General features: G+C 61.4%; 8 protein-coding genes. 4 read left to right on the forward strand and 4 right to left on the reverse strand.

From position 1 onward, the window contains the following. Nucleotides 1-52: 52 nt before the first annotated feature. Both ilvB and B0G71_RS12390 read right to left on the reverse strand, forming a co-directional pair. Complete coding sequence (ilvB, locus tag B0G71_RS12385) at nt 53-1,918, reverse strand: biosynthetic-type acetolactate synthase large subunit (RefSeq protein WP_181916762.1); 1,866 nt, start codon at nt 1,916-1,918, stop codon at nt 53-55. Between the two features lie 312 nt (nt 1,919-2,230). Continuing rightward, a complete protein-coding gene (locus tag B0G71_RS12390; protein WP_181916763.1) occupies nt 2,231-5,062 on the reverse strand; it encodes a 2-oxoglutarate dehydrogenase E1 component in 2,832 nt (943 codons plus the stop codon). A 497-nt stretch (nt 5,063-5,559) separates the two neighbouring features. Between B0G71_RS12390 and B0G71_RS12395 the strand changes: the two genes are divergently transcribed. Then, on the forward strand, nt 5,560-6,588 hold the full coding sequence (locus B0G71_RS12395; protein ID WP_116142104.1) for a GlxA family transcriptional regulator: 1,029 nt from the start codon (nt 5,560-5,562) through the stop codon (nt 6,586-6,588). Nucleotides 6,589-6,643: 55 nt separating this feature from the next. Continuing rightward, nucleotides 6,644-7,210, forward strand: a complete 567-nt coding sequence (gene mug, locus B0G71_RS12400) for a G/U mismatch-specific DNA glycosylase (RefSeq protein WP_116142106.1) — start codon at nt 6,644-6,646, stop codon at nt 7,208-7,210. A gap of 57 nt (nt 7,211-7,267) precedes the next feature. Here mug and B0G71_RS12405 read toward each other — a convergent pair whose 3' ends face one another. Both B0G71_RS12405 and B0G71_RS40935 read right to left on the reverse strand, forming a co-directional pair. Beyond that, nucleotides 7,268-8,224, reverse strand: coding sequence for a LysR family transcriptional regulator (locus tag B0G71_RS12405; protein ID WP_116142108.1), 957 nt, complete (start codon nt 8,222-8,224; stop codon nt 7,268-7,270). 179 nt (nt 8,225-8,403) lie between these two features. Then, nucleotides 8,404-8,610, reverse strand: coding sequence for a hypothetical protein (locus B0G71_RS40935; RefSeq protein WP_147308672.1), 207 nt, complete (start codon nt 8,608-8,610; stop codon nt 8,404-8,406). 93 nt (nt 8,611-8,703) lie between these two features. Between B0G71_RS40935 and B0G71_RS12410 the strand changes: the two genes are divergently transcribed. Together B0G71_RS12410 and B0G71_RS12415 are read left to right on the forward strand one after the other, a co-directional pair. Further along, nucleotides 8,704-9,378, forward strand: a complete 675-nt coding sequence (locus B0G71_RS12410; protein WP_116142110.1) for an antibiotic biosynthesis monooxygenase — start codon at nt 8,704-8,706, stop codon at nt 9,376-9,378. Between the two features lie 319 nt (nt 9,379-9,697). Continuing rightward, on the forward strand, nt 9,698-11,317 hold the full coding sequence (locus tag B0G71_RS12415) for an MFS transporter (protein WP_116142112.1): 1,620 nt from the start codon (nt 9,698-9,700) through the stop codon (nt 11,315-11,317). The last annotated feature ends 10 nt before the right edge of the window (nt 11,318-11,327 follow it).

Below are 11,327 nucleotides of genomic sequence, written 5' to 3' on the forward strand. Positions count from 1 at the left end.
CGGCCCTCCTCTGCCTGGCTTGCGTGACAGCGACGGTGTGCGTCTCGCATGGCTAGAACATATCCGCGGCCGCCTGACGCTCCGTGCCCTTCCCTTTGGCTTCAGGCTCCGCCCGGGACGGAATGAACGGCCCGGTGACCATGTTCGCGTAGCTTTGCCCCGGCCCCACCATCGGAAACACATCGGCGTTCTCGTCGACCATCACTTCGAGGAAGGCTGGTCCGTCGAATTCCACAAAGGCCTTGAGCTGCTCCTCGAGTTCGCTCATGGTTGCAACGCGACGCGCAAACTCAAATCCGTCGGCCTGTGCCGCCATGACAAAATCCTTGCGATGCAGCGACTTGTCGCTCACGCACAGGCGCCCGTCGTAAAAGAGACGCTGCCATTGCCGGATCATCCCGTCACCGAGATTGTTGAGCAACAGGACTTTGACCGGCACGCCATAAGTGGTGGCCGTTTCCAGGTCGCCAATATTCATGCGGATGCTGCCGTCACCGTCGATATCGATGACAAGCGCATCCGGCCGCGCCAATTGAGCGCCGATAGCCGCAGGCAGTCCGAAACCCATGGTCCCCATGCTGCCTGAAGTCAGGAAACTGCGCGGTTCCACAAAGTCGAAAAATTGCGCCGCCCACATTTGATGCTGGCCGACGCCCGTGGTAACGATCGCTCGGCCGCCGGTCAGGTCACTCAGCTTTTCGACGACGAATTGCGGCTGAATTGCCGGACTATTGCGGTCGTAGTTCATCCCGTAGACTCGCTTCAATTCCTCGATACGATCGAGCCATTCCATCGTCCGCGGCGCCGCCGGGCCATGCTTCATCAATGACAGCAAGGTATCCTTAGCGTCGCCGACGTGCGTCCACTGCGCGCGTTTCACCTTGTTGATTTCCGCCTCGTCGATGTCGATGTGCGCGACATACCGCGCTCTGGGCGCAAAGGCATCAGGCCGGCCACCGGCCACCCGGTCGTCGAAGCGGGCGCCCACCGCGATCAGGAAGTCACAGTCTTCCACCGCGTAGTTCGCACACGCGGCGCCGTGCATGCCCAGCATGCCGAGCCCCAGTTCGTGTTTTACGGATATGGCGCCAAGACCCATCAACGTGGTCACCACGGGGATGCCGAAACGCTCGGCAAACTGACGCAGTTCAGCCGTCGCGCCGGCCGTGATAATGCCGCCGCCGGCATACAGCAGCGGCCGCCTGCTTTGCGCCAGCAGATCGAAGAAGCGGGTGCGCTTGTCCTCGTCGAGGCGAGCGCCATTCGCCACCATTCGAAGACGGTCGGAATAGCCTCTGAATTCCAGCGTACCTTGCCCGCGGTAAGTGCCCGTCCAGTTCTGGATGTCCTTCGGCACATCCACGACGACCGGACCTGGACGGCCAGTGCGCGCGACTTCGAACGCAGTCCGCAGCGTCTGTTCGAGCTTCGCCGGGTCGGTCACCAGAAACACCTGTTTCGCGCACGCCGACATGATGTTGAAGACAGGCGCTTCCTGAAATGCATCCGTGCCGATCATGGCCCGAGGCACCTGTCCGCATAAGAGGACGATGGGGATCGAATCGCCGTTGCAGTCGGCGATCGGCGTCACCGCGTTCGTCGCGCCGGGGCCGGACGTCACCATGAATACACCGACCTTTCCACTCGCGCGCGCGTAACCGGCGGCCATGAAGCCGGCGGCCTGTTCATTGGCGGGCACGACGAGTTTGATCTGGCGCTCGGGCGTTTGCGCGTGCATTTCGTTGAAGCGAAACACGGCGTCGTACGTCGGCAAAATTGCGCCGCCGCTATAGCCGAATACGGTATCGACGCCCTGTTCGCTGAGTACGCGCAGGATGATGTCGGCGCCCGACATCGATTCGCCGGCAGCCGGCGGTTTCATGAGAACGTCTAAAGCAACATTTGGATTTTGGGTCATGGCTGACTCGCAAGGAAACGGGCGCTGAAAATATCAGCGGCCAAATTAAGGACGATTTCCCTTCCAACTCGAGAACAGCGTATGTTCCTTACCAGCTTATGGGCGATTGTTTCGACGGGTTCTCCGTACAAAGCGCAACCCATCTAGCACTTTTATGATGTGCGTCTGGAAGTATCGTGAGAAACGGCTTTATTCATTCTGACAACGATCGAGGCTGCGCACACGCATAAAGGAGCTTGGATCCGGGCCAGGATAGGCCGGATTTGGGCCATTGCGGCGATGCACCGGCATCACCGCAATACGTATGCGCCGTCAGCCCGCGAATGCACTCGAAATCAGCGCTGCCTGCCTCGCCGCGTGGACCGCGTGATAACCGGGTGCGGTCGACGCGGAAGCCGCCGGCCCCGCATACAGCAGTTGCGCGGCCGAAGGCAGGATCTCACGCAACTGCGGTTCGACGAAGCTCCACGCGCCCTGGTTGCGCGACTCCTCCTGACACCAGACCACCGTCTTCAGATTCGGATAACGCGCGAACTCCGCTGCGAGTTGCCGGGACGGAAACGGATAGAGTTGTTCGACGCGGATGAGCGGCGTATCGCCAGCACCAGACGAGCGGCGATGTTCCAGCAGATCGAAATAGACCTTGCCTGAAGACACGATCACGCGCTCCACACTCGACGCCCGCGACGCCTCGGCTTGCGTATCCGCCAGGATCTCGCGGAACGCACCCGTGGCCAGATCGTCGAGTGTGCTGACGGCTTCCGGATGACGCAAGAGCGACTTGGGCGTCATCACGACGAGCGGCCGGCGATCGAAGACAGCCGCCTGCATTCTCAGCAAGTGGAACAGTTGCGCGGGCGTGGTCGGCTGGACGACCCGCATGTTGTCCTGCGCGCAAAGTTGCAGATATCGCTCGAGCCTCGCCGACGCGTGTTCCGGTCCCTGCCCGTCCTGTCCGTGTGGCAGGAACAGCGTCAACCCGCTGAGTTGCCCCCACTTTGCGGCGCCCGCCGCGATGAACTGATCGATCACGACCTGCGCACCATTCGCGAAGTCCCCGAACTGCGCTTCCCATACGACGAGCGCATTGCGGTTCACCGTCGAATAGCCATACTCGAAAGCCAGCACGGCCGCCTCCGACAAAATGGAGTTCGTCACGGTAAACCGGCCTTGCTCCTCGCCGATATGCTCCAGCGGAATGTAGACGCCCTCCGAGCGGCACGTGCGCGTCTGATTGTGCAGAACGGCGTGTCGGTGATTGAAGGTGCCTCGCGCGCTATCCTGCCCGCTCAGGCGGACATCGATCCCGGCGTCCAGCAATGAGGCGAATGCCAGGTGCTCGCCCATGCCCCAATCCAGCGGCTTTTTGCCGGCGGCCATCTCGCGGCGTGCGGCGATCATCTTGCCGACCAGCGGATGCAATTCATAGCCGTCCGGAACGGTCGAGACCTGCTGCGCCAGCGCACGCACCTGGTCAGCCAACGGCGGGCCATACTGCACCGGGCCGGCATAGTCTTCGAGAAACGTCGGCCATGCGGGTATGTCGTCCGCCTGAACGGCCAGCTCGACCGCGTTGCTCTCTCTCGCGTGTTCGAGACTTTCGCGCTGCGCGTCGAAGTAGTCCTTGACCTGGTCCGGCGTCACCACGCCTTCCTTGATCAACCGTTGGGCATACACGGTCCTCACGCCCGGATGGCTGGCAATTGCACGGTACATGAGAGGCTGCGTGATGGCGGGCGTGTCCTGTTCCTGATGTCCGTACTTGCGAAAGCAGACGAGATCGATCACCACGCTGCGCCTGAAGGCCGTGCGATAGTCGAGCGCGAGGCGCACCGCCATGGCCACCGCTTCCGGGTCGTCCGCGTTGACATGCAGAACCGGCGCCTCGATCATCTTCGCGATGTCGGTGGTGTAGAACGACGAGCGCGTATCGCGCGGATCCGAGGTCGTAAAGCCGATCTGGTTGTTGACGACCACGTGGACGGTTCCGCCCGTGCCGTGTCCGCGTGTGTAAGTCAGGCTCAACGTCTCCATCACGACGCCCTGCCCGGACATCGCCGCGTCGCCGTGAATTTCGACGGGCAGCACACCGCTGCTGTCGCCTTCATCCGAAGCGTCTGCCTTCGCGCGAGCCATGCCTTGCACGACCGGGTTGACGATTTCCAGATGCGAGGGATTGAACGCAAGCACGACGTCGACGGGTCCGTCGTCCGTCTGCGTGACACTACTGTAGCCTTTGTGATACTTGACGTCGCCGGCCGGCAAAGGGTCGCCGCTCCTGCCCTCGAACTCGTCGAAGAGCGCGCGCAAAGGCTTGCCGACAATGTTCACCAGCACGTTCAAACGCCCACGGTGCGCCATGCCCATCACCACCGTGTCGACCTTCTTCGATGCGCCATAGCGGACGAGTTCATCCAGCAACACGATCAACGATTCACCGCCTTCCAGCGAGAAGCGCTTTTGCCCGACATAGCGCGTATGCAAGTACTTCTCCAGTCCTTCAGCAGCGGTCAGACGTTCGAGAAAGCGGTTTTTCTCCGCTACCGAAAACGAAGGTTTTGCGCGGGTCGACTCGAGTTGCATCTGCCACCAACGGCGTTCGCCCGCATCCGTCAAATGCATGAACTCGGCGCCGAGTGTGCCCGTATAGGTCTGTTCGAGTGCCGTCACGATGTCTTGCAACGTGGCGTCTTCGTCGAATAGAAACGTGTCGGCGGTGCTGAATCGCGTGGACATATCGGCTGCCGACAAACCGTAGAACGCCGGCGTCAGTTCGACCGAAGCCCGTGGCGGCGTCCACAGCAGCGGGTCCAGTTTCGCCTTGCGGGTGCCGACCAGGCGGAACGCGGCAATCAGCGACTGCACGGCCACCTGTTTTCTGGCGATCGCCAGGCCGTCGTCGAGCCTGATCTCGGTGGCGCGCGAGCGCTTGGCCAGATCGACGAAGTTCGAAACCACGGGCGCGTGCGGCTCGTCGTCGCGGTCGCTGCCGTCGATGGCGGGTGTTTCGCGCAACGCATCGAAATACGCGCGCCACTCGTGCGCGACCGATGCCGGGTCGGCCAGATAGAGTTCATATTGCTCCTCGACGTAGGGCGCATTGCCCCCGAACAGAAAAGAGCTTTGAATTTTTTCCGTCAGCATGATGAATCTGTCCTCCATTCGCGTCAGGTCCGAACTTCGACCGTGACATGTGTGAGGCGGCTGTCGCCCCATCGTGGCCAGTCCGGCGCGCAACCAGGGGCCAGGGACGGACGTGCATTTCGCCGGCGACAGATTCTCTGGTGCGCCAGGGCTTAACGTTCCCAGCCGCATTGATGAGAACAAGCATAGGTAGTCGGCGCAGCGACTGTGTGCATGGTTAGCGCCGTCGCTGGCCAATAAAGATGAGGTTTGGGCCACGTAGCCGGTGGCGCCATGCGCGACGGCGAACGAACGTGTCTGCGCGCTGCCTGGCAATATTGCGCGGTCTATATACCCTCACCTGGTGTAACAAGTGAATTTCGGGCCAGCGCATTTATCCCGTGGCGCTTCGCTCTTATAGTAGGCGCAGCGAAGAGACACCTGTGTCGCGAACCGGCGGGCAAGCCGCTCACCGGACGCGCGCATGAACGCCAGCAACGAGGAACGAGGGTCACGCCATGAAAGTCGCCATTGTTATATTCGATGATGTGCAGGCACTGGATGTCGCTGGCCCGCTGGACGTATTCGCGGAAGCAAACACATTTTTGCCCGAGCACCAGCAATACGAAGTCGTTCTCATGGCAAACGAGGCCGGCACTGTGGCCTGCTCGAACGGGATGCAACTCACGGTTCCCCACGCCTATGCGGACTTCGACACGCCATTCGACTTGCTGCTGGTGGCAGGCGGACCGCGCTTGCCCGATGTCGAGCCACGGCCCGAATTCCTGAAGTGGCTGAAAGACCAGGCAGACGGCGCAAGCCGGTTCGGTTCCGTTTGCAACGGCGCATTCGTGCTCGCGCGCGCCGGGCTGCTCGACGGCAAGGAAGTGACCACGCACTGGGCCGATGCAAGCCGGCTCGCCGACGAGTTTCCGCAGGCGTCCGTGCAGCCCGACCGGATCTTCATCCGCGATGGACGCCTGTTCACCTCAGCCGGCGTGACGGCGGGCATCGACCTGTGTCTTGCGCTCGTGGCCGAAGACTGGGGGCACGAATTGGCGGTGCGGGTTGCGAAACGTCTGGTGGTCTACATCCAGCGGGAAGGTGGACAGTCTCAGTACAGTCCTTATATGGGAGTGCGCAAGGACCAGGATCCGATAGTCGGCAAGGTGCTGCGCTACGTGACCGAGCACATAACCGACGCACTGTCGATCGAACAGCTTGCCAGTGCTGTGTCGGTCAGCCGCCGTACCTTTTCGCGCCTGTTCGCGAAGTATGCGAAGGTGACGCCGTCGGCGTTTGTCGAACAGGTTCGCGTCGACACCGCGAGGAAACTGCTCGAAGAGACCGATGCCCCTCTGAAGACCGTGGCGTTCAATTGTGGTTTTCACAGCGCCACGCATATGCGAGCCACTTTCTTCCGACGCCTCAACGTCACGCCCAGACAGTATCGCCAACGATTCCGTGGTACGGTGGCCAGCCAGCCGCGGGTAGCGAGCGACGTGAAAGAGCTGATCGAAACTGCGAAACTGGAAACGGTCGACTAGATCGCGCATCTACGCAGGTTTGTTGCCGCCCAATGCCTCGAATGTACTTTATGCAATGAATCGACTTGCACCCTCCGTGACTCGCGCCGATTCACCTCAATCTCTTCCTGATCTCCTTGAGCCGGGTTTATCCGTTGTATTTTGCGGTATCAATCCCGGCGTGCAAGCGGCGTCGACTGGCCACCATTTTGCCGGCCGAGGCAACCGGTTCTGGCGGACCATTCATCTTGCGGGTTTCACTCCCGAACAGATCGGGCCCGACGACGACTACACGCTTCTCCAGTACGGTTGTGGTCTCACCACGGTAGTCTCGCGTCCGACCGCGCGAGCGGACCAGCTGTCCTCATGGGAATTCAAGGCGGCCGCGACGGAGTTCGAGCGGAAGATTGAAGGCTACGCGCCGCAATGCGTGGCCTTCCTCGGCAAGATGGCGCTCAGCGCAATGTCGGGCAGCCGCGACATCGAGTGGGGGCAGCAGCCCACTGCATTCGGCGGCGCCCGCGCGTGGGTGCTGCCCAATCCCAGCGGCCTGAACCGGACATTCAGCCTCGATGCGCTGGTGACTGCCTACCGCGAACTTCGTCTTGCCGTCGCGCCCGCGGGGTCGGTCAGGTCGGCTTGAAAGATTCGCAGTATCGGCGAGCTCGCATAGAAAGACTCGCGCCCCCGGCACACCCTGTCACACCGAACGCAAAATTCCAGCGGTCTCATTTAGAGCCGTCGCGGTCTCCATGTGTTGTTGAAGATGCACGTTTCTGCGCAGGGTCTCGGTGACGAACTCCACGAAGGCCCGAATCTTACCGCTCGCGCCGCGCCGCTCCACATGCAGCAAGTTGACAGGCGTCGACTCGGGTTCGAATGCCGTCAAGACCGGCAGCAACGTTCCATTGAGCACCTCGGGGGCCGCCTGATAGGAAAACAGTTGCGTTATTCCCACCCGATCGACGGCGGCCATCACGGCCGCGGGCGCCAGATTGACGGTCATTCGCGGCTGAACCCGGACCGACAGCCGCGAGCCGTTTTCGTAAAACGTCCATTCCAGCGGATTCGTCACGCCCGTCAGGGACACGCAGTGGTGATCCGCAAGCTCCCTCGGATGAACCGGTTCGCCATGCGCTGCGAGATAAGCCGGAGCGGCATAGGTTCGACGTCGTACAAAACCCAGCGGAATGGCATAGATCGACGAATCGCCCAGGTGGCCGATGCGGATGGCGACATCCACGCCCTCCTCGAGAAGCCGCGTGGTGCGATCGACATACACCGCGTTGATGCTGACGTCCGGATACCGCTGGGCGTATGCGTCGATTAACGGAGCGATAAAGCGCTGGCCGAACAGCACCGGCGCGGAAATAGTCAGCGTGCCCACCGGGTTGTCCTGACAGGCCGCGACATCGGCTTCGGCGTCCGTGACCGCATCCAACACCTTGCGGCAGGCATCGAGGTACGACATACCCGCCTCGGTCGGCCTGACTGAACGGGTTGTTCGCGCAAGCAGTTGCGCACCCAAGCGGGCTTCGAGCGACGTAAGCGCCCGCGACACCGCGGGGGCGGACATGCCAAGTTTGTCCGCCGCGCTGGTAAAACTGCCTCCGTCGACGATGGCTACGAATACCTCCATCTCACGTAATCTGTCCATCCTGATTCCAACTTCAATGTGTTTGCAGCTTGCCGCTAGACCTGCGCCCTCGTTATAGGGACGTCGCGTCATCGGACGCCAGGGAGATGCCGCGATATTAAGCGCCATGCCTTGCATGGAGACGCGCTCTTTGTGTGGTTGGCACGAAGAAGACCACAAATGGCCCAATTTCGAACTCTTTAATCCAGCAAACGAAAACGGCCTTTGCGATATTCCTTCCCGCTGGCATTAGCTTTGTTGAGCAAACGGAAAGTGACTGTTTCCGGATCGGCGCGGCGCGTGGTTATCCATGACAGCCTGGCAGAATTCGCACATGGAATGGCCCAATATGCGGCCTGCTGGCGCTTCAAGAAACCCTCTGCTTCTCCGACAATCAGCTCACCCATCGCGCGACAGTCACATGGTGATGAATCGACTGCATCGCTGCGATTCCATGTCCTGCCACACGGCCAGGCGTCCTCAATCAGACCAAGGAATCCATGTTTTCTGCAATGCTCGAAGTCAATCCGTTATCCGAACAATTCGACGCCTATCTCGGCATGGCCAGGATGCTGCGCCCGGAACTCGATGCGATCGATGGTTTCGTCGACAACACCCGCTACGCGAGCCTGACACGCCAGGGATGGCTGCTCTCGCTATCAAGCTGGCGCGATGAGAAGTCGCTGGTTCGCTGGCGAGTGACGACGAACCATCACAAGGTGCAGCAGGCGGCGCGCGACCGCGTGTTTGCCGACTATCGGCTGCGCATTGGCCAGACCGTCGCGGATACGTGCGTGCCGGCCGGGCAGACATTGGTCGAGCAACGCCTAGATGCAACCGAAACGGGACTTGGCAAGGCGGTCACGCTACTCGACGCGCAACACGCGCCGGACTGGGTCAAGCAGGCGGGTGCGGAGGCGGTTGCCCATGCGCTCGGACTCGATACGACGGCAGCCGGCCTCGTCGCCTGGGACGCTTTCGACGCGCTGATAACGCCGGGCGACGTCATTGCGGTAGCGACGTGGGACAACCTTGCGGCCGCTGAAGCCTTCGAGCGCAATACGACGCTGCCGAAGTCCGTGCGCTTGCGGCACATTCGCGTTGTCCGGGAGTACGGAATGTTCGATCGCCGCGAAGCGCCTCAATACTTCGCAGAGGTGCAGCCCAAGGCATGAGCCGGGCGTAGCGCAATACCGGCATCCCGTCACGAGGCCACTGCTCGCGCTGCCCCAGGCTGATGAAATCTGTTCCGTCCAAAGAGCAGATTCATCAACTCGGGGCGAGTGTGTTGTCCTGGTCTTTTCAGCGACGCTGACATTGGCCAGATTCGCGCATGAAATGGCCTGATACGCGACCTGTATCGGCTGTTAGAAAGCCGGGCCTCCTCCTAGAATTCATAAACCCGATGCGCGGCAGCAATGCTTTGCGAGCGCCGGGCGCAACACGGAGATTTCCCAACGACATGCCGCAATGAACACTGGTAGCCGGACCCTTATGAACATCGCCAACCCACCGATAACTGGAACAGGAGAAACGAAGCTCGCGCCATCGTCGACGTCGGCCTCCGCCTCGGCAACTCCAGTACAGCAAGCGCCGACCCAGGCGACACTGCCCCCACGCCTCGCGATCGGCCTGCTCGGCATGTTGCTGGCCTCTCTGCTGGCGATATTGAACGAACAGGTCACCGCAGTTGCGCTCGCGGATATTCGCGGCGCGTTCTCGATCGGACGGGACGACGGAACCTGGCTGACCACCCTGTTCGAAGCGACCAACGTCGCCACCATGGTATTCGCGCCATGGTTCGGCGTGACGTTCACGCTCAAGCGCTTCACGATCGGCGCCGTGCTCGCCGTGATGATCCTTGGATTGCTCTGCCCGTTTGCACCGAACCTGCTGACGCTCTATGTATTGCGTGCGCTGCAGGGCGTCGCCGGTGGATGTCTGCCGCCGATGCTGATCATCGTCGCGCTGCGTTATCTGCCACCGAAGGTCAAGTTATACGGGCTCGCGGGCTATGCGCTGACCGCGACCTTCGGACCGGCGCTCGGCACGCCGCTCGCCGCGTTGTGGACGGAATATGTCGGCTGGCAAATGGCCTTCTGGCAGATCGTGCCGCTGGGACTCGTCAGCTGCGTGGCAATCCATCAGGGACTGCCGGCGGATCCCGCCAGACTCGAACGGCTGCGTTCATTCAACTGGACCGGATTCCTGCTCGGATATCCCGCCATCGCCATGCTCGTGATCGGCCTGCTGCAGGGTGATCGCCTCGACTGGCTGCACTCCACCTTCATCTCCACCATGTTTTGCGGCGGGACGCTGTTGTTCGCGGCGTTTCTGGTCAACGAGTGGTTTCATCCTGTGCCGTTTTTCAAGCTTCAGCTGCTTGCCCGCAGGAACTTCGCGCATGGGCTGCTGACCCTGGTGGGTGCGGTGATCCTGCTGGTGAGCGTTGCCGCCATACCCAGTCAGTATCTCGCGCAGATTCACGGTTACAGGCCGCTGCAAACCACGCCGCTGTTTTTGCTGGTGGCCCTTCCCCTTCTGATTGCGCTGCCCGCGACCGCCGCGCTGCTCAATCTCCAGCAGGTCGACCACCGCTGGGTCATGGCCACTGGACTTTGCCTGATGGCCATCTCGTGCTTTCTGGGGAGCTTCGTCACCTCCGACTGGATTCGCAATAATTTCTACTGGCTTCAGTCGTTACAGATCCTCGCGCAACCGATGGTCATCATGGGAATCCTGATGGGCGTCACGACCGGCTTGCCGCCAACGGAGGGCCCGTTTGCCTCGGCCATGTTCAACACGCTCAAGACGTTTACCGGCGCCGCGGCAACCGGCCTCATTGAAGGTCTCGGCACGGCGCGCGAGCATTTTCATTCGGGCATGCTGGTCGACCACCTGGGCGATAACGCGCTAGTCACGAGCCAGAGCCTCGATGCCACTCACGGTCTCGGCGAACTCGCACACCGGATCCACGAGCAGGCCGTCGTGCTCACATCGGCGGATCTCTATCGCGTGATGGCGGGCATCGCCGTCGCCTTTCTTTTCGTTATCCCGGTGTTGCCCGTGCGGGTCTATCCGCCCTGGAGCACGACGCAGCCCTCCTCCCGTTAAGCGACGCTAT

This window comes from Paraburkholderia sp. BL27I4N3, assembly GCF_003386115.1.
Classification (GTDB): domain Bacteria; phylum Pseudomonadota; class Gammaproteobacteria; order Burkholderiales; family Burkholderiaceae; genus Paraburkholderia.

What these genes read in the sequence shown, in the direction of transcription:
- ilvB (WP_181916762.1), bottom strand. Translation starts at nt 1,918, where the DNA reads ATGACCCAAAATCCAAATGTTGCTTTAGACGTTCTCATGAAACCGCCG.
- B0G71_RS12390 (WP_181916763.1), bottom strand. Translation starts at nt 5,062, where the DNA reads ATGCTGACGGAAAAAATTCAAAGCTCTTTTCTGTTCGGGGGCAATGCG.
- B0G71_RS12395 (WP_116142104.1), top strand. Translation starts at nt 5,560, where the DNA reads ATGAAAGTCGCCATTGTTATATTCGATGATGTGCAGGCACTGGATGTC.
- mug (WP_116142106.1), top strand. Translation starts at nt 6,644, where the DNA reads ATGAATCGACTTGCACCCTCCGTGACTCGCGCCGATTCACCTCAATCT.
- B0G71_RS12405 (WP_116142108.1), bottom strand. Translation starts at nt 8,224, where the DNA reads ATGGACAGATTACGTGAGATGGAGGTATTCGTAGCCATCGTCGACGGA.
- B0G71_RS40935 (WP_147308672.1), bottom strand. Translation starts at nt 8,610, where the DNA reads ATGGGTGAGCTGATTGTCGGAGAAGCAGAGGGTTTCTTGAAGCGCCAG.
- B0G71_RS12410 (WP_116142110.1), top strand. Translation starts at nt 8,704, where the DNA reads ATGTTTTCTGCAATGCTCGAAGTCAATCCGTTATCCGAACAATTCGAC.
- B0G71_RS12415 (WP_116142112.1), top strand. Translation starts at nt 9,698, where the DNA reads ATGAACATCGCCAACCCACCGATAACTGGAACAGGAGAAACGAAGCTC.